The organism is Alcaligenes sp. SORT26 (assembly GCF_017377875.1).
GTDB classification, from domain to species: Bacteria; Pseudomonadota; Gammaproteobacteria; order Burkholderiales; family Burkholderiaceae_B; genus Alcaligenes; species Alcaligenes parafaecalis.
Genome location: NZ_CP070975.1, coordinates 2,308,434 through 2,327,012, shown reverse-complemented (window position 1 = coordinate 2,327,012; position 18,579 = coordinate 2,308,434). Strand labels below are relative to the sequence as shown.

Here is an 18,579-nt window from a genome sequence, read left to right as displayed (position 1 = left end):
CTGATATGCCTATTTCTACTGCCACGATGTTTCCGCGCTTTGCACTGGCTGGGATGGTGCTGCTCTTGTCCGCATGTGCTGTTGGACCGGATTATCAACGACCTGATGCGCCGCTTGGCGAGCACTTTCGGGAAGAGGTACGCTCCACGGCCTGGAAGCAGGCGGAACCGGCTGATTTGAAGGATCGGGGACCCTGGTGGGAAAGCCTGAATGACGGCGTGCTCAACGCCTTGATGCAAAGCCTGAACGAACAGAACTTCACCTTGCAGCAAGCACAGGCACGCGTCCGTCAGGCGCAGGCTACCTTGTCCAACACGCGCTCGACTCAGTTCCCGCAAGTGGGCAGTTCGGTCGGCACGACACGGCGTGGCAGTGGCTCGGGCGATACTAGCCAAAGCAGCAGCGCTTACGACGCCAGTATTACCGTGAATTGGGAAGTGGATTTGTGGGGGCGAATTCGTCGTCAGGTCGAGGCGGGTGATGCGGGTCTGCAAGCCAGTGCTGCTGATATGGCCGCTACCCGTTTGAGCCTGCAGTCTCAATTGGCGCAAACCTATTTGCAGTACCGCAGTGTTGAATCCAGCGAACGAGTGCTGGATCAAACTGTGGCAGCCTACGAGCGCTCTTTGCAGATTAATCAGAATCGCCTGGACGCCGGTTTTTCGGCGCCGGGAGATGTGGCGGCAGCCTTGAGCCAACTTGAAGGTGCACGCACCCAGCGCTTGGCTCTGAATCGGGAAAAAGCCACGTATCAGCACGCGATGGCCGTCTTGGTGGGCCGCGCGCCGTCCCAGTTTGAAGTGGTGCCTAATGCGCCTTGGCCGGTTGCCCCGGATGTACCCGTGGGCTTGCCGTCCAGCTTGCTGGAACGTCGTCCGGATGTGGCTCGCGCCGAGCGACGCATGGCACAGGCTAATGCCCAGATTGGTGTGGCCAAAGCGGCGTGGTTCCCCAGCCTGAGCCTGAAAGCCAGTGGAGGTTTTAGTAGCAGTGATTTAAGCGAGTGGTTGACGGCCCCTGCGCGTGTCTGGTCCTTGGGACCTGCTTTCGCCCTGACTTTGCTGGATTTTGGCGCACGTCGTGCTCAGGTTGAGCAGGCCGAGGCCAGCTATGACGAACAATTGGCCACCTACCGCCAGACGGTGCTGAATGCGCTGAAAGAGGTGGAAGATGCCTTGTCTGAACGCAATGGCCTGGAGCTGGAGCAAGCCAGCCAGGCGCGCGCGCTGGCTGCAGCACGCGAGTCCTTGCAACTGACGCGTAACCAGTTTGATGCTGGTCTGGTGGACTTCCTGAGCTTGGCGCAAACCCAGGCCACGGCTTTGTCGGCAGAGCGGCAGGCTTTGGATCTGGAGTCTCAACGTCTGCGGGCTTCGGTCAAGCTGATGGTGGCCTTGGGCGGCGGTTGGGATGTAGCGACAGGTCTGAATCCCGAAGAGCCGAAAGCTGTAGAGGCTGATCCAGCCGCCAAAGCAGAATAGCGTCGGCCTGACTGGATCTGCTCTAGTCAGGCTTTGGGCTTAGCTTGGCTTGGCTTGGCTGTCATTCAACAGCGATGCCCGCATCATCGCTTGAAGGTCCACGGAAACCGCCTCAGTCCTGATCCATCCAGGCATACAGCCCATCTACCCATTCTTTGCCGTCTGCCAAGCCTAAGGTGGCGTGAATCAGCTCGGCCCGTTCGTACAGATCATCAAAATCAATTTGTGGCGGGTCGGCAAAGGCCAGAGCAACCAGGTTGCCATCGTGCGTTTCAGGCAACCAGACCACGGCCGGGAAACTCTCTTGCAGTGCATGCAGATTACGCGCATGTACCAGCTCCGACCCCAGCAAATTCACCGTCAGCAGTCCTTGCGGGCTCAGTGCTTTGCGGCAGGCCTGATAAAAGGCTTCGCTTTCCAGCGCAGGGTGCTCGGCCTGATCGGAATACACGTCAATTTGCAGCACATCCAGTTCGCCATGCACGGCATCCAGATAGTCCAGCGCGTCTACCGTGTGTACGTTCAGGCGCTCGTCGTCGGACGGCAGATTAAACAGCAGACGACTGGCTTGCACGACTTCCGGGTTGATTTCCACAGCGTCGATACGCGTCTGGGGGAAGTGCTGGTAGCAAAAGCGCGTCAGGCTGCCTGCGCCCAAACCAAGCTGGGCAATGCGACGGGGTTCGGCCTGGAACAAGGTCCAGATCATCATCTGTCGGATGTAGTGCAGCTCTAGCTGATCGGGCGCATCCAGGCGCATGGCGCCCTGCACCCAGGCAGAGCCCAGGTGCAGGTAGCGTACGCCTTCGTGTTCCGAAATAGTGACGTGTGGCGTCATGCCGGATCGTTGTCCAACATATGGCGAATACCGGCAATACCGTGTGCGCCGTGCTCGCGTGCGTCGGCCAGGGTGTGGGCCGATTGTCCGCCGATGGCAAACACAGGGAGGCCAGCGTTTTCTGCCAGGCTGGCAAAACGGGCCCAGCCCATGCCGGGATCGCCGGGATGGGAGGAGGTTTCCAGGACATGGCCCAGAACCAGAAAGTCCGCCTGGATTTTGCGGGCTATTCCAATATCACTTTCATTGTGCGTGGACATGCCGATCAAGCCTTTGCTGATCGCAGGAAATGTCGTCAGGGTGTCGTGACATTTCGCGGACAGGGCTTGAGCATCGCTGGCGCGCAAATGCACACCATCGGCGTGGTCCCACCAACTTTCGGGGTGCAGGCTATTGACCAGGCAGCGGGCTTGGTAGCGCTGGCACAGGTTCACCACTTGCAGGAACGCTTGGTGCAGATGGAATTCGGCATCGGGCCGGGCAGCCCAGGCTGGCTCACGAAACTGGACTAATGCCGGGCCTTGTTGCAGGGCATGTTCCAGTTGTTCCAGATAGGCGGGTAAGCGGGCCGGCTCGTCGATGTTGGTAATCAGATAGCGTTCGGGCAGTTGCAGCCATTTCAGCGGAGGCTCGGTGGCGGGCAGGACAGGGCCTACTTCCAGAGGACCTTTTGGGTTGACCCAGGCAAGCTCCTGGCCTTCCAGGCACTGCGGTTCGCCTTCCCATTCCCGCACCAGGCAGAAAGAGAGTTTGACGAAATTCTTGGGGTATTCGTGTGTATAGGTGACCCAGGGGTGTGCTTGGGTGGTTTCAATGCCGAGTTCTTCGCGCAGTTCCCGTACCAGCGCCTGTATGACGCTCTCGCCCGATTCGATCTTGCCGCCTGGTAGTTCCCACCAGCCTGGCCAGGGTTTATCGGCTGGGCGTTTTCCCAGTAGCACTTGGCCGTGTTGGTTCAGTAAAACGCCAACGGCCACTTCCAACGTGGGTTTAGACATGTCTAGCGGTCCAATCTCTTGCAAATTGACGTGCTACCCGGCCGGAGCGTGAGCCGCGTTCCAAAGCCCATTGCAAGGCTTCCATGCGCGAGCTTTCAATGTGTTCTGCCGGGCAACCCGAAGCGCCAAGCCAGTAATACACAATGTCCAGGTAGTCGTCTTGTTTAAAGGGGTAAAACGACAACCATAGTCCAAAGCGCTCGGACAGGGATACCTTTTCTTCTACCGCTTCACCGGGGTGGATCTCGCCGTCTGCGGACGTGGAGGTACTCAGGTTTTCCTTCATGTACTCGGGCATCAGGTGACGGCGGTTGGATGTGGCGTAGATCAGCACATTGTCGCCGGGGGAGGCCAGGGAGCCGTCCAGCACGGATTTGAGCGCCTTGTAGCCTGCTTCGCCTTCTTCAAAAGACAGGTCGTCGCTGAAGATGATGAAGTGTTCGGGGCGGCCGCTGATCAGGTCAATGATCGTGCCCAGATCACCCAGGTCGGACTTGTCTACTTCAATCAGGCGCAGGCCCTGGTCGGCAAATTTGGCCAGCATGGCTTTGACCAGCGAGCTTTTGCCCGTGCCGCGAGCGCCCGTCATCAAGACGTTATTGGCGGGTTTGCCAGCCAGGAAATGGCGGGTGTTGCGCTCGATAATGCCTTTTTGGCGTTCAATGTGATGCAGGTCTTCAGTGTGGATAGAGGCCACATGCTGAACACCTTCCAGCCAGCCGCGTGCGCCGTTAGTGCGCCAGCGAAAAGCATGTGCATCCCAGTTGATGGGGGGTGGAGCAGGGGGCAGCCAGGCTTCCAGTTGAGCAAGAACGCGCTCAGCCCGGCTGATCAGGGTACTTAGGTCTTGCGAACTCAAGACAGTCTCCGTTTCAGGGTTAAATGCTTATTATCGCTAATTTGGCATCTTTTTCTGCCATCACTGTTGCGCCTGACGCGTAACAATGGGCCCAAAGCGATTCAAAATCGTATAATCATCCAGTTACGGTTGGCCGATATTGGCCCCCTCCCTTACTCGTCCGGAATTCTGTTTTGAACCTGTCCACCCTGATTGAACCTATTGCCGACGACATGAAGGCTCTTGATGTCGTCATTCGTGAGCGCTTGAATTCGGATGTGGTGCTGATACGCACAATCGGCGAATACATTGTTGGTGCCGGTGGCAAGCGCATGCGTCCTGCGCTGCTCTTGCTGGTCGCCCGCGCCCTGGCCTACAAGGGAACCACGCATCATTTGCTGGCTGGTGTGGTGGAATTCATCCATACCGCTACCTTGTTGCACGATGATGTGGTCGATGAGTCCGATATGCGTCGCGGCCGTAACACGGCCAATGCGGTCTACGGCAATGCGGCCAGCGTGCTGGTGGGTGACTACCTGTACTCGCGTTCTTTCGAAATGATGGTGCAGTCCAATTCCATGCCTTCCATGGCGGTTTTGTCGGCGGCCACCACCGTCATCGCCGAAGGCGAGGTGTTGCAACTGCTGAACGTACACGACCCGGACGTTTCGCTGGAGCGTTACCTGCAAGTGGTGCGCTACAAAACAGCCAAGCTGTTTGAAGCGGCCGCACAGGTCGGTGCCATTGTGGCGGGTGCTTCGGCCGAGATGGAAGAAGCCATGGCCGCCTATGGTCGCCACTTGGGTACGGCCTTCCAATTGGTCGACGACGTGCTCGATTACACCGGCGATGCTCAGGCTCTGGGCAAGAACGTGGGTGACGATCTGCGCGAAGGCAAGCCCACCATGCCACTGATCCGTGTCATGGAAGTTGGCACGCCCGAGCAGGTTCAACTGATCAAATCAGCGATTGAAACCGGCGATGCGGATTTTGCCGCTGTCGCCCAGGCTATTGAACAGACCGATGCACTGACGTATACCCGTGAGGCTGCACAGGCAGAAGCTCAGTTGGCGGTGGAAGCGCTGGCTTCCGTGCCAGACAGCGAGTTCAAACGAGTCTTGCTGGATTTGTGCGCATTCTCGGTTCAACGAGATCGTTAAGCGCCATACGAAATCAAGCCCGCCATCAGGCGGGCTTTTTTTGTAAGAAGAGCCCGAAAGTTACGTGTTTTCGCGTGTGTAGGCAGCCGATCATGTTATTTTTCTAGCCCATTACTATGATTTCTATGCGAGTCTTACTAGTCTGTGACTGGCTCGCACCTGATTGATACGCGCTCTGAAGGATGTGGCTTTCACCTGTGCCATGCAGCAGCAAGAGGCGTTGCCTTATCCAAAAGATGTAAGGAAATACGGATAGATGAATATTCAACTCGATATTGCACAGACGGTCGGGCTGGCCGCTGTTTTTCTCGTGATTGGGGAGTACATAAAAAATCGCGTGGCTATCTTGGCCCGCTATTTCATTCCCAGTCCGATTATTGGTGGCCTGGTCTTTTCTCTGATCGCTCTGATCGGCTATCAAACGGGCACTTTTACCTTTGAGTTCAATGACGATATACGCCATTTCCTATTGATGGCCTTCTTCACCACGATTGGTTTTTCAGCCAGTTTTGAGTTGTTGAAAAAAGGCGGTGTTGCTGTTGCTCTGTTTCTGGGCTGTGCAGTCGGTTTGATCGTTCTGCAAAATATACTGGGCGTTTCTTTGGCGATGCTCTTGGATGCCAACCCCTTGCTGGGTTTGGCCGCAGGCTCCGTATCCATGACCGGTGGCCACGGTACCTCGGGTGCGTTTGGTCCTTTGCTGGAAAAAGCGGGGGCTGTGGGTGCCTTGCCTGCCGCCATTGCTGCCTCGACCTGGGGACTGGTGATGGGGTGTGTCATCGGTGGGCCTTTGGGCAAGCGCCTGATGAGGAAATACAGTATTTCGGGGCCTGAGCCACATCGCCGTCATCGCCGTCAGCACGAGGGCAAAGAAGCGCCTGCAAAAACGGTGACTGAAACCACCCAGGTTGAGGATGGTGGTTTTGATATGCCGGTTTACGCGGTCGTACTGCTCTGCGTCGCCATTGGTATTGGTAGCGTGATCATTGATTTCCTGGCTCACTACAAAATTGTCTTGCCCGAGTATCTTGGCTCCATGCTGATCGCAGCCGCTATACGCAATATCATCGACTGGCGCCGCTATCGCTTGCCCGAAAAAGAGTTTGAGACTATCGGTAATGTCTCCCTGGCTTTTTTCCTGGTCTTGTCCTTGATGGTCATGAAACTGTGGCAATTGGCAGAGGTGGCAGGTCCACTCTTGCTGATCCTGATCGCCCAGACGGTATTAATGTTCTTTTTCGCCACCTATGTCACTTTCAAAGTCATGGGTAAAGACTATGACGCGGTTGTGATGTCGGCCGGGCATTGCGGTTTTGGTATGGGTGCCACGCCCAATGCCATGGCCAATATGCAAGCCTTTACCGAGGATAATGGCCCGTCGCGCAAGGCCTTCTTTGTGATTCCTCTGGTGGGGTCTTTGTTTATTGATTTCTTCAATGCCGTCATTATCACGGGCTTCTTGAAGGTATTGAGCTAACACGGCATTCCAGGCGCCTTGCGTTAACTAATACGCAGCCTGAATCGCTTGGCTCTCAATCTGCCTGGACAAGAGTCCAGGCAGATTGAGAGCCATTTTTTTGGGTGCCGGTTTTACTTGCGGTTTATTCACACTTCCAGCCCTGAAACTTATTGATCTGTTCTATCTTCTGTTTGCCTTGGCGCAAGGACGCCAGGACGTAGCTGCGCTTCAATTGTGATTGTCTCTAGGGAGTGCACAATGCGAAGCCATGTAGTGGGATCAGTGCTGTTGGTGGCCATTCTGGCCGGATGTTCGGCTGGCGAGTCCAGTAATCAAGCCGGTCTGCCAGAACTGGTTGAAGTAGCCGGCCCGGCACGCGAAGTCATGCAGGCAGGCGAGTTCCTGCTGGATGGCCGCTTGATTGCATCAGATACCGTGATGTACGCCCCCGTTCCCACCTTGAAGGCCATGAAGTATCAGGTCAGCCAGTATGAATACGACCAATGCGTTCGTGCCGAGCGATGCAAAGCCGCTGATGCGGTAGGTCAAGGGCAGGCCAAGAATATGCCGGTGGTGGGGGTTAGCTGGCAGGACGGGCAGGATTACGCCGCCTGGCTAAGCGAGCGTACCGGCAAGAAATTCCGTTTGCCGGATTATCTGGAATGGAGCTACTTTGCAGACCAGAAAGTGCCCGAGTCTGCTCAGAGCGGTCTGGATGAAAATGAGCAGGCTGCCTTGTGGCTGCAGGAATATCAGGACAGCTACAAGCGCAAGCAGGAGCAGGAAGTGCCCCTGGCCCCTTTGGGGCAGGGTGTTGCTAATGCGTATGGCGTCTTTGATGCCGGTGGTCAGGTCGCCGAATGGACTAATACCTGCCACGTGCGAGTACACCGCATCAGCATGCCGCGTGCTGAATCCCGGCTGGAAAACTGCGGCGTACGTACCTTGGGCGGGGAGCATATTGCGGTGATGCCCGACTTTATCCGCGATCCTAAAACCGGGGCGTGTTCGGTTGGGGTGCCACCGCGCTACTTGGGCCTGCGTCTGGTTACCGAGGACTAAGCCAGCGCTTAGCCTTGTTCCAGTACGGTTTGTGCAAATTTATCCAGGTCCGCAATCGTAATTTGTTTGCGGCCTGCCAGGATCAAACCCTGATGATCCCAACTGCTGACCACGCGGCTGGCTGTATACAAGGTGGTTCCGGCCAGATCCGCCAGATCTTGCCGGGTCACCGGAATACTCAAGGACGTCCCTTCCGCACCGCTTTGGCCTACTTGTCGAATCAGACGCAGCAGGCTGTGGGCCAGCCGTTGCTCCACCTCCAAACTGTGAATTTCCAGCAAGCGATCATCTGCATCGCTTAGCCTGCGTGCGACCGTGTCTTGCGCAGAGCTGAGCAGGCAGGGGAAGCGTTGCGTCAGGCTGTCCCAGGATTTTTCTGGCCAGGCCAGAGCGGCACTGGTCGTCACGCTGATGGCTGTAGCCGGGTAGTTGCGACGGCGCAGGGCAGGGGCAATGCCAATTACATCGCCGGGCAAGGCAAAGCGCACCAGTAACTGCGAGCCGTTGGGCATGGTGCGTACGACTTTGATCAGGCCTTGCAGCAGTACATAAAAATGGTCGCTGCTTTGCTCTTGCCGAAAGACCTGGCTGTCCTTGTCGTAGTGGATCAGGCGTCCCTCTTGCCAGAGTTCGTCGATGCTGGCCGCATCCAGATCAGAGAACACGGGCAGGCTGGCTAACAAGGAGGGGTAGGAAATGTCAGTCATCACTTAAGCTTTCTGAGCGGGTTTTAAGCCCTAGTTTGCTGGCCAGCTTGTGCAGATTGCTGGGGTCTATGCCTAGCTGTCGGGCAGCCTGGCTCCAGTTGCCTTCGTTCTGGTCCAGAGCTTGCCGAATCAACTGGCTTTGCAGTTGTTCAACGGACTGACGCAAGGACTGGTTCGGGGTTCCAATGACCAGCTTGGTCCGTGCGACGGGCTCGTGGGTAGAAGGTAACAAATTGAGATTATCGGCGCTAAGCGTAAATATTTGGTTACGATCTGGCGTATCGACCAGCAGGCGGATGGTTGCCCGGCTGATTAAATGTTCTAGTTCGCGAACATTACCTGGCCAATGATAAGCCAGTAAAGCAGCTTCTGCGTCGGGTGATAGACGAATTCCGCGCAATCCCAAACGAGAGCGGTTAGTTTCCAAAAAATGGCCGGCCAGCAGCAGGATGTCCTGGTGACGTTCGCGCAAGGCGGGGATGGTCAGGGGGAAAACCGACAGGCGGTGAAACAGGTCTGCCCGAAAACCGCCTTGGGCAATCTGCTGGCTCAGGTCCCGATTGGTAGCAGCGACCAGACGCACATTCAGTCGGATGGGGTGGTCGGCCCCCAGGCGCTGGATCTCGCCATTTTGCAAAGTACGCAGCAGCTTGGCCTGAATGGTCAAAGACAGCTCACCGATCTCATCCAGAAAGAGCGTGCCACCTTGAGCCGCCTCAAACCGCCCCGCGCGGTGTTCATGAGCGCCTGAAAATGCCCCTTTGACATGGCCAAACAACTCGCTTTCCGCCAGGGACTCCGGCAGAGCCGCACAGTTCACGTAGATCAGCGGCTTGCTGTGCCGTGGGGAACGCTGGTGCAGGCGCTGCGCAAACAGCTCTTTACCCACGCCAGTTTCGCCCAACAACAAAACAGGCAGCTCCGACGTCGCCACGGTGTCCAGAAGCTGAATCACTTCCAGCAAGGATTTGCTGTTGCCGATGATGGCGGCCGAGTTGCTGCGGGATAAATAATCGGGCGGCAAGGTGGACAGCAAACGCAGGCTGCGGTTTTCTTCTTCCAGTTCGCTGATGCGAATCGCACTTTCCAGCACCAGGCACCAGTGTTTCAGCTCGACCAGCATGGAGGCTGAAAAGGTGCCGGGTCGTAAGGCATCCAGGGTGAGTATCCCCCAGGGTGCACCTTGCACTTGCAGGGTCACCCCCACGCAATCATGCACGGGCAAGGGCTGCCCCAGCTTGTCATCCAGCAGGCCATCGTAGGGGTCGGGCAAGCCACAGTTGGGCTCAAAGCGGGTCAGGTTGGCCGTGCTCAGAATGCGGGCCAGCCGTGGGTGATCGGCAATCACAAAGTGACGCCCCAATGTGTCGTTGCCCAGACCACTGGCCGCCACGATGCGCAGTACGGTGTCGTCCAATTTGAGTAGGCCAGCCGCATCACAGCCGAAGTGACGGGCGAGTAAATGAACCATGCGTTGCAGGCGTAATGGCCCCGGAATTTCGGTTGCAAGGTCGGCAATCAGGAGATCTAGCATGGGTGAAAAATACCCTTATGGTGAAAAATACCCAGTTTTGTGGGGGTAGTTTATACCCAGGCTGGTGGCAAACCATTGATCTATATCGTCTGCGACTTGGCACGGTCTTTGCTTTATAGGTTTTGTCATACATTTTTAAGGACTATGACATGACCCCCGAATTAGCAGAACATCGCTACCAAGCTTGTACTTCGGTCCGTCCCCCGCGTTGGGGCCGTACCCAAACAGGTTTTGACCAGGTAGCTGGGCCGTGCCAGGACCTGTTTGGATTGGGTCGTTTGATTCATCAGCGAGACGGAGAAGAAAATGCGTAGCTACAAAAAACTATGGTGGTCCCTGGTGGCAGTCACCATGGTCACCTTTGCCATTCTGGGATGGACGGGTGTGGAGGTGTATCGTCAGGCACCTCCCATGCCCACCAAGGTAGTCACACCCGATGGCCGTGAATTTACCTCACAGGAACAGATCCACCGTGGCCAGTCCGCCTGGCAAAGTACCGGTGGGATGCAACTGGGTTCGATCTGGGGGCATGGCGCCTACCAGGCACCGGACTGGAGTGCAGACTGGCTGCACCGCGAAGCGCTGGCCTGGCTGGATCTGGCTGCCCAGAAAACCTATTCCCTGAGCTACGATCAACTGACGTCCAGTCAGCAGGCGACCTTGCGCCAGGAGTTGCAGGACGAGTACCGCCCCAATCGCATTGATGAAGCGACAGGCGTGCTGCAAATCAGTGAGCGCCGTGCGCAGGCCATTGATACAACGGCCCAGTACTACATTGACCTGTTTGGTGATGCGCCCGAGCTGAAATCCAGCCGCGAAAGTTTCGCCATGAAGGACAACACCCTGCCAGAGTTGCAGCGTCGTCAGGACATGACCCGCTTTTTCTTCTGGCTGTCCTGGGCTACCGTGACCGAGCGTCCCGGCACCACTGTCAGCTATACCAACAACTGGCCGCACGAGCCCCTGGTGGATAACCATCCTTCCACCGCCAATATTGTGTGGTCCATTGTCAGTATCGTGCTCTTGCTGGCCGGTATTGGCTTGCTGGTCTGGATCTGGTCCTTTACGCACAAAGAAGAGGAAGCGCCTGTTGCACCGGCTACCGATCCGGTTCTGGCTTTCCGCCTGACACCTTCGCAGCGAGCCCTGAAAAAGTATGCCTTCCTGACGGTTGCCCTGTTTGTCATCCAGGTCTTTCTGGGCGGCTTTACCGCGCACTACACGGTTGAAGGCCAGATGTTCTATGGCATAGACGTGTCGCAGTGGTTCCCTTATTCCCTGACCCGTACCTGGCACATTCAGGCGGCCCTGCTGTGGATTGCCAGCGGCTTTTTGACTGCCGGTCTGTTCCTGGTGCCCTTGATTAACGGGGGCGAGGATCCCAAGTTCCAGCGCCTGGGCGTAGATGTCCTGTTCGGTGCTCTGGTTGTGCTCTTTATTGGTTCTTTTGCCGGTAACTTCCTGGCCATCAAGAACATCCTGCCGCCCGAGCTGAATTTCTGGTTTGGTCATCAGGGCTATGAATACCTGGATCTGGGTCGCTTCTGGCAGATCATCAAGTTCATTGGTCTGGCTTTCTGGCTCTTGCTGATGCTGCGTGGCATGTGGCCTGCCTTGCGTCGCGACAAAGGCGACAATCACTTGCTGATTCTGCTGACCATCTCCACTGTGGCCATTGGCCTGTTCTACGGTACTGGCTTGTTCTACGGCGAGCACACCAATATCACCATCATGGAGTACTGGCGCTGGTGGGTGGTTCACCTGTGGGTTGAGGGCTTCTTCGAGGTCTTTGCCACCGTTGCCATGGGCTTTATCTTCCTGACTCTGGGTCTGGTTTCCAAGCGCAGTGCCACTATTGCTGGTCTGGCTGCCGCCTCGCTGTTCCTGGTCGGTGGTGTGCCTGGTACTTTGCATCACCTGTACTTCTCGGGTACGACCACACCCATCATGGCTATCGGTGCTTCCTTCAGTGCCTTGGAAGTAGTGCCTTTGATCATGCTGGGTTACGAAGCCTTCCATAACTGGAAGATGCAAAAACAAGCAAGCTGGATGAGCGATCTGCGCTGGCCTGTCATGTTCTTTGTGGCTGTGGCCTTCTGGAACATGCTCGGTGCTGGTGTGTTTGGTTTCCTGATCAACCCACCTATCTCGCTGTACTACATCCAGGGGCTGAATACCACGCCATTGCATGCTCACGCTGCCTTGTTCGGGGTGTATGGCTTCCTGTCCCTGGGCTTTGTCTTGCTGGTGGTGCGTTATATCTCGCCAGAGGTGCGCTACAACGACCGTCTGATGAGCTGGGGCTTCTGGACGCTGAATATCGGTCTGGTGCTGATGATGTTCGTCAGTTTGCTGCCTGCCGGGATTATTCAGGCCTGGGCCAGCATCTCGGAAGGGATGTGGTACGCCCGTAGCGAAGAGTTCATGCAACAGCCTATCCTGCAGTCCTTGCGCTGGTGGCGCACTTTGGGTGACGTGGTATTTATTGCCGGTGCCCTGATTGTGTTCCAGCAAGTTTGGGTACGTATTTCGGCCGGGCGTCGTGGTGCTTCGGCGAATGCTGCAGGTGCAATAAAAACATCCTGATGTTTTTACGAGACGGTTTCTTTCTTCTGTGAGATTCCGTCTATCAAAAAAACCGCCTTCGGGCGGTTTTTTTTGTTGCTTATACGAGATGCTTGCGCTGCAGCAAAGAGTGCGCAGTCTGATTGCGGTCCAATACATTCAGTAACTGTTAGATCTGAATAACATTTAATCAGCAGGCATCACGCCTGGATCAAACCGGAGGTAGTATGGAACGTCGTCATTTCTTGAAAAGTGCTGGCCTAGGTGTCGCCGCAGGAACGACTTTGCTGGCGGCTCAAGTACAAGCCCGCGAGACGGCCGCACCAAAAAAGAACGCGCCCTGGATGGCTGCGCGTACAGAAGCCCAGATTGCCAAGCTGGAGCGGGTCAAGGTGGATCTGGTTGCGCCTCCTATGGTCCACAAGCATGAGCAAAAAGTCGGCCCCGAGCCCCGTGTGGTGGAATTCCGCATGAGCATCACCGAAAAAGAGATCGTGGTCGATCGTGATGGTACAACCATGCACGCCATGATGTTTGACGGTTCCATGCCCGGCCCCACCATGGTTGTGCATGAAGGTGACTACTTGGAGCTGACGCTGATCAACCCAGCCAGCAACACCATGCCGCACAACATCGACTTTCACGCCTCGACCGGCGCGCTGGGCGGTGCCAAGCTGACCAACGTGAACCCTGGTGAACAAGCCACACTGCGCTTCAAGGCCGACCGCACCGGTACCTTTGTGTACCACTGCGCACCTGAAGGCTCGGTAGCCTGGCACGTGGTTCAGGGCATGCACGGTACCGTCATGGTGCTGCCACGCGATGGCCTGAAAGACTCGGCTGGCAACAGCTTGCATTACGACCGTGTCTACACCATTGGTGAATTTGACCTCTACATCCCCCGTGATGAAAAGGGCAACTTCAAAAAATATGGTTCTTCGGCTGAAAGCTACGGCGACACCCTGGAAGCCATGCGTGGTCTGATCCCCAGCCACGTGGTGTTCAACGGTAAAGTCGGTGCCTTGATGGGCGACGGTGCCATGAAAGCAAACGTGGGCGAGACCGTCATGTTCATCCACTCGCAGGCTAACCGCGATACACGTCCTCACCTGATCGGTGGTCACGGTGACTGGGTTTGGGAGCTGGGTAAATTTGATGACCCACCAGCCAAGAACCTGGAAACCTGGTTCATCCGCGGCGGTTCGGCTGGCGTGGCGATCTACACCTTCAAGCAGCCTGGTGTGTACGCCTACGTGAACCATAACCTGATCGAAGCCATGGAACTGGGCGCAGCAGGTCACGTACTGGTCGAAGGCGACTGGAACGACGACTTGATGAAGCAAGTCAGCCCTCCCGGCCCCATCAAGGGCTAATCAGGGGGTAGTACCCGGTAAGCGGAATTGATAGACAGCGGTACCACTCAATTCCGCCCGGGTTTCAAAGCAGTACCTGGATAGTGATTAGCTAAGGAACAAGCAGGAGGTTCGAGTCATGAAAACCGGGCCTCTTGTTCAGAAAACGAAGTATCAGCCTGGCATGCGTTCATGCCGACTGTTTAAAGGGTAAACCCATGAGAACCTATCGACCCGCCACCATGATGCACTCCGCAATGGCCGCTTTGCTCTTGTTGGCTGCTGCACCTGCAGCTCATGCCGACTCGGAAGAAGCTCTCAAGCTGTACAAGTCCTCGTGTATGGTCTGTCACGCATCAGGCATGGCCAATGCACCCCGTCTGGGCGATAAGGCTCGTTGGGAGCCCCTGATTGCACAAGGCGAGGATGCCTTGATGGAAGTGGTCATCAATGGCAAGGGTGCCATGCCACCGCGTGGCGCAGCTCCCAAGGCCACTGACGAGCAACTGCGCAGCGTCGTGCGCTACATGATTGAAAAGGCCAGCTAAGACACTGACCTTTTCAGGCTGGGCTTACAAGCTCCAGTCGTAATCAACGGTTAGTGGCGCGTGGTCGCTGAAACGCTCTTCTTTGTAGACCGTGGCACTACGCGCTTTAGCAGCAATACCTGGGGTGGCAATTTGATAATCAATGCGCCACCCCACATTTTTGGCCCAAGCCTGGCCACGGTTGCTCCACCAGGTGTAGCACTCGTCCGTGGTGTCAGGATGCAGGCTGCGGTACACATCCACCCAAGACAGCTCGCCCAGCACTTTCGTCATCCAGGCGCGTTCTTCAGGCAGAAAGCCGCTGTTTTTCAGATTGCCTTTCCAGTTCTTCAAATCGGCTTCGTGGTGCGCAATATTCCAGTCACCACAAATAATGAACTCGCGGCCTGTATCGCGGTGTTCCTGCATCAAGCCACCAATCCACTGTTCAAAATGATCCAGAAAGCGGTACTTGGCCGTTTGGCGTTCGTCGCCTGACGAGCCGGAAGGCAGGTAGGCGCTGATCACACTAAGGTCGTTCCAGTCGGCGCGGATGATGCGGCCTTCGGCATCAAACTCTTCGCAGGCCATGCCTTCGGCCACGGTTTCTGCCTTGTGGTTCAAGTACAGACCGACGCCGCTATAGCCTTTTTTCTGGGCATGGTGGAAATGCCCGTGATACTCACCAGGGTGAGTCAGATCAGGCGTCAGATCAGGCTCGCTGATCTTGATTTCCTGCATGCAGACAATATGGGGTTTCTGGGCTTCCAGCCAGGCGGGCAGGCCTTTACGAAAGGCAGCCCGAATACCGTTGACGTTTAACGAGGTGACGCGTAACACGTGGCAATTCTCCTTATAGCGTCAGCACTGTAACCCGTAATCTGCTTCGATGTCAGTGGCCGTCAGAGCTTGTTACGTGGCCGAACCAAAGCAGTAACTGGATACGGTCAAACCGCCAAAGGCCTGGGTTTCATGGTGGAAGCGATGCGCCGTATCTCCACGCGCAGCACCAGCCGCCACCATGGCAGGAACCAGATGGTCTTCACGGGGGTGAGCAATACGTGCGGCTGGGGCTTGTTCCCAATTCATCAGGGCCTGACGACGAGCGGCAGGATCTTCCAGGCTGAGGCTTTGGTGCAACCAGGCATCAAACTGGGCAGAAGGCTCCACACCGCCGGGTCCCATATTGCGCAGGTTGTGATAGCTCAGGCCGCTGCCAATAATCAGCACATCTTCGTCCCGTAAAGGGGCAAGTGCCTCGCCCATGGCGTAGTGCAGGGCAGGGTCGTAATTGGCGTGAATGGACAGTTGCACCATAGGCACTTTGGCTTGCGGATAAATCACATACGCAGGCACAAAGGCACCGTGGTCAAAGCCGCGTTCCGCATCTAGCCGAGTGGGCAGACCGGCACCTTCCAGCAGGCCACAGACTTGCTGCGCCAGTGCGGGATCGCCTGGTGCGGGGTAATGAATTTCATAGGTATGGGAGGGAAAGCCGTAGTAGTCGTACACCATGCTGGGGTGTGCGGCAGAGGCGACCAGTAAATTCGCCTGTTGAGCTTCCCAGTGAGCGGAGACCATCAGGATCGCTTTGGGCGTACGGCCCAATTGGCGTGGAATATCCTGCAAGGCAGCACGCAGCGGAGCGTACATGGTTTGCGCTTCAGGCATCCAGGGCCAGGGTCCGCCACCGTGCGAGATGAAATAGGTGGGCATTGTCATGATGATGATCTCCTGCCCCTGCCCTGAGAGGGGCAGGGGATAAGGGGTTGAATAAGGCGTCAGGCTTTACCGCGGCCAGCGTCTACGCTCCATGGGCCTGGGCCTGCAAAGGCCAGGTACAGGAAGGTAAAGCAGAACAGGACGGCCGCTTCACCGCCATTCAGGATGGGAGTGGCAACGGTGCTGGCGCTGGCGTGGCCAATAAAGTAGGCGAAAGCGCACAGGCCGGAAGCAATAAAGGCAGCAAAACGCGAGAACAGACCAATGACAAGCAAGACACCCAGAACCAGTTCCAGAATGCCCGCAATACCGTATATGGAGCTGATTTGCAGGTTGGCAAACATGTCTACTTTGGGGAAACCCAGGATCTTGGCAGTACCGTGTGTCAGCAGCAAATAACCTGTGACGATGCGCAGCAGGCTAAGAATGCGAGGAGTCCAGCTAGAGGTAAGGGCGCTCATGTATTTTCCTTTGGAAAGTTGACAGTATCGGTAAACAAAGCGCTTGGCTCGGTGTGGTGACAGAGGATCTGCGTCAATCATGACCTGGAGTCAGCCTGGTGCTGGTCCCGCCCATTCAAGGCCCAGACAGGCACCGGTGTAGCGCTCGTTTAAGATTAATCAATTACTATCAGGAAATAAACAGGCCTATTTTCATTAGTTACTTTCTTATTAGGAAAGCATGGATACGATTCAGAGTTTGCGGGTGTTTCGAGAAATCGTGGCAGCGGGCAGTTTTGCTGCGGCGGCACAACGTCTGGATATGTCCGCGCCTATGGTCAGCAAGCATTTGGCCAGTCTGGAAAAGCAGCTTGGTACGCGCTTGCTCCATCGCAGCAGTCGTCGTTTGAGCCTGACGGAATTGGGGCAGACCTACTTTGATTATTGTTTGCAGGCGCTCGATACTCTGGAGCGGGGCCAGCAGGCTTTGTCGGGTCCAGAGCATCAGCCCCAAGGGGTGTTGCGGGTGACGGCGCCCGTGTGGTTTGCAAACCGCAAAGTGGCCCAGTTGTTGCAGGATTACCAAACTCGCTTTCCTGAGGTCACCTTGGATATGAGCTTGAGTAATCACAAGGTGGATTTGGTGGCAGAAGGTTTTGACCTGGCCCTGCGGGTCATGCGTGAACCTGCCCCGCATCAGATTGCGCGTCTTATTTGCCCCACGCCGTTTCATCTGGTGGCCAGCCCGGAGTTTGTGGCCCAACATGGTATGCCGCGCAACTGTGCGGAGGTGATGCGTCTGCCTGCGATCAGTCCCAGTTATTTGCAGCAGCCCAGCTTCGAGTTTCTGGGGCCGGATGGGCCCGAGTCCTTGCGTCTGAATCCTTTTATGCGTTCGGACAATACAAATCTGACCTATTACAGCGCCTTGGGCGGAGCAGGGCTGGCCTACTTGCCTGAGTGGTTGGTAATGGATGATCTGGACAGTGGCCGTCTGCTTCGCCTCTTGCCTGACTACACTGAAGAGCTGCAGCAATTGCATGCCGTCTATGCCAGTCGTCGCTATTTGACGCCTAAAGTACGCAGTTTTATCGACTTCTTGTTAGAAGAACTGGCCGAAGCTGGCAAGTGATGGCTAACAACACGCTAAAATGCCTTTCGTCTCTATCTTTTTCATACTCTGTCATGTCGGCTACTAACGATAATCGTCGTAATTTTGTGCGCTTTTCCCTGGAACAGGGAGTACTGCGCTTTGGGGAATTCAAGGTCAAGTCTGGCCGTTTGAGCCCTTACTTTTTCAATGCCGGCCTGTTCAATACGGGACGTAGCGTGGGCCAACTGGCTCGCTTCTATGCCCAGGCCTTGCTGGATTCGGGCGTGTCGTTTGACATGCTGTTCGGGCCTGCCTACAAAGGTATTCCATTGGCAGCAGCGACCTCGATTGCGCTGGCCGAGCATCCTCAAATCGGTGATCGTGACGTGCCCTTTGCCTTCAACCGCAAAGAAGCCAAAGACCATGGCGAAGGCGGCACCCTGGTGGGCGCACCCTTGCAAGGCAAAGTCGTGATTATTGATGACGTGATCACAGCGGGTACGTCCGTGCGTGAATCCATGCAGATCATCAAGGCTGCGGGTGCAGAACCTGCAGCGGTGCTGATTGCTCTGGATCGCATGGAACGCGCTGGTAATGACCAGGAACTGTCCGCACATTCTGCTGTGCAGGAAGTGGAACAGACTTACGGTATTCCAGTGATCAGCATTGCCTCGCTGGCGGACATCATGGCGGTATTGGCTGACGACACTACTTTGGCGGCCCATGCCCCTCAGGTAAAAGCCTACCGTGATCGCTACGGTGTTTGATCACCAGCCTTAGTTAGCCATATTGAGCAGTAAAAA

Annotated in this window: 17 protein-coding genes; 9 read left to right on the top strand and 8 right to left on the bottom strand. The window is 56.1% G+C overall.

All coding sequences use genetic code 11. The annotated features are described in order from the left end of the window. Window positions 1-5 precede the first annotated feature (5 nt). Window positions 6-1,481, top strand: a complete 1,476-nt coding sequence (locus JYG33_RS10740; RefSeq protein WP_207872256.1) for an efflux transporter outer membrane subunit — start codon at window positions 6-8, stop codon at window positions 1,479-1,481. Window positions 1,482-1,593: 112 nt separating this feature from the next. Here the strand turns inward: JYG33_RS10740 and JYG33_RS10735 are convergent, their stop codons facing one another. Genes JYG33_RS10735 through JYG33_RS10725 form a run of 3 tightly spaced genes read right to left on the bottom strand, consistent with a single transcriptional unit; the run spans window position 1,594 to window position 4,176 of the window. Continuing rightward, entirely contained in the window at window positions 1,594-2,319 is a 726-nt protein-coding gene (locus JYG33_RS10735; RefSeq protein ID WP_207872255.1) for a methyltransferase, read from the bottom strand. Continuing rightward, window positions 2,316-3,317: a Nudix family hydrolase gene (locus JYG33_RS10730; RefSeq protein ID WP_207872254.1), complete on the bottom strand. Its 1,002-nt coding sequence runs from the start codon at window positions 3,315-3,317 to the stop codon at window positions 2,316-2,318. Before JYG33_RS10730 ends, JYG33_RS10735 begins: the two co-directional genes overlap by 4 nt. Beyond that, entirely contained in the window at window positions 3,310-4,176 is an 867-nt protein-coding gene (locus JYG33_RS10725) for an ATP-binding protein (RefSeq protein WP_207872253.1), read from the bottom strand. The genes JYG33_RS10730 and JYG33_RS10725 overlap by 8 nt, the downstream gene beginning before the upstream one ends. Before the next feature lie 173 nt (window positions 4,177-4,349). Between JYG33_RS10725 and ispB the strand changes: the two genes are divergently transcribed. From ispB to JYG33_RS10710, 3 genes are all read left to right on the top strand, one after another. Then, window positions 4,350-5,315 carry an octaprenyl diphosphate synthase gene (ispB, locus tag JYG33_RS10720; protein ID WP_207872252.1) on the top strand — a complete coding sequence of 322 codons (966 nt, stop codon included), beginning with the start codon at window positions 4,350-4,352 and terminating at the stop codon, window positions 5,313-5,315. A 256-nt stretch (window positions 5,316-5,571) separates the two neighbouring features. Next, the gene (gene gltS, locus JYG33_RS10715; RefSeq protein ID WP_207872251.1) at window positions 5,572-6,792 is read left to right on the top strand and encodes a sodium/glutamate symporter; all 1,221 of its coding nucleotides are present in this window, start codon (window positions 5,572-5,574) and stop codon (window positions 6,790-6,792) included. A 240-nt stretch (window positions 6,793-7,032) separates the two neighbouring features. Next, window positions 7,033-7,836: an SUMF1/EgtB/PvdO family nonheme iron enzyme gene (locus tag JYG33_RS10710; protein ID WP_207872250.1), complete on the top strand. Its 804-nt coding sequence runs from the start codon at window positions 7,033-7,035 to the stop codon at window positions 7,834-7,836. A gap of 8 nt (window positions 7,837-7,844) precedes the next feature. Here the strand turns inward: JYG33_RS10710 and JYG33_RS10705 are convergent, their stop codons facing one another. Further along, window positions 7,845-8,543, bottom strand: coding sequence for a Crp/Fnr family transcriptional regulator (locus JYG33_RS10705; protein ID WP_207872249.1), 699 nt, complete (start codon window positions 8,541-8,543; stop codon window positions 7,845-7,847). Continuing rightward, window positions 8,536-10,077, bottom strand: a complete 1,542-nt coding sequence (gene norR / locus JYG33_RS10700) for a nitric oxide reductase transcriptional regulator NorR (protein WP_207872248.1) — start codon at window positions 10,075-10,077, stop codon at window positions 8,536-8,538. The genes JYG33_RS10705 and norR overlap by 8 nt, the downstream gene beginning before the upstream one ends. A 306-nt stretch (window positions 10,078-10,383) precedes the next feature. On the opposite strand from norR, the gene JYG33_RS10695 reads away from it, so the two are divergent. The 3 genes from JYG33_RS10695 (at window position 10,384) to JYG33_RS10685 (ending at window position 14,542) form a co-directional block, all read left to right on the top strand. Continuing rightward, entirely contained in the window at window positions 10,384-12,663 is a 2,280-nt protein-coding gene (locus JYG33_RS10695) for a nitric-oxide reductase large subunit (RefSeq protein ID WP_207872247.1), read from the top strand. Window positions 12,664-12,869: 206 nt separating this feature from the next. Continuing rightward, on the top strand, window positions 12,870-14,015 hold the full coding sequence (gene nirK / locus JYG33_RS10690; protein ID WP_207872246.1) for a copper-containing nitrite reductase: 1,146 nt from the start codon (window positions 12,870-12,872) through the stop codon (window positions 14,013-14,015). A 197-nt stretch (window positions 14,016-14,212) separates the two neighbouring features. Then, window positions 14,213-14,542 carry a c-type cytochrome gene (locus JYG33_RS10685; RefSeq protein ID WP_207872245.1) on the top strand — a complete coding sequence of 110 codons (330 nt, stop codon included), beginning with the start codon at window positions 14,213-14,215 and terminating at the stop codon, window positions 14,540-14,542. A 24-nt stretch (window positions 14,543-14,566) separates the two neighbouring features. Here the strand turns inward: JYG33_RS10685 and JYG33_RS10680 are convergent, their stop codons facing one another. The 3 genes from JYG33_RS10680 to JYG33_RS10670 form a co-directional block, all read right to left on the bottom strand. Further along, a complete protein-coding gene (locus JYG33_RS10680; protein WP_207872244.1) occupies window positions 14,567-15,361 on the bottom strand; it encodes an exodeoxyribonuclease III in 795 nt (264 codons plus the stop codon). 72 nt (window positions 15,362-15,433) lie between these two features. After that, complete coding sequence (locus JYG33_RS10675; protein ID WP_207872243.1) at window positions 15,434-16,243, bottom strand: class III extradiol ring-cleavage dioxygenase; 810 nt, start codon at window positions 16,241-16,243, stop codon at window positions 15,434-15,436. 59 nt (window positions 16,244-16,302) lie between these two features. Next, the gene (locus tag JYG33_RS10670; protein WP_207872242.1) at window positions 16,303-16,704 is read right to left on the bottom strand and encodes a DoxX family protein; all 402 of its coding nucleotides are present in this window, start codon (window positions 16,702-16,704) and stop codon (window positions 16,303-16,305) included. Window positions 16,705-16,924: 220 nt separating this feature from the next. Between JYG33_RS10670 and JYG33_RS10665 the strand changes: the two genes are divergently transcribed. Beyond that, window positions 16,925-17,815 (top strand): LysR family transcriptional regulator, encoded by an 891-nt coding sequence (locus JYG33_RS10665; protein WP_207872241.1) that lies wholly within the window; start codon window positions 16,925-16,927, stop codon window positions 17,813-17,815. Between the two features lie 53 nt (window positions 17,816-17,868). Next, a complete protein-coding gene (gene pyrE / locus JYG33_RS10660; protein ID WP_094197776.1) occupies window positions 17,869-18,543 on the top strand; it encodes an orotate phosphoribosyltransferase in 675 nt (224 codons plus the stop codon). Window positions 18,544-18,579 lie beyond the last annotated feature (36 nt).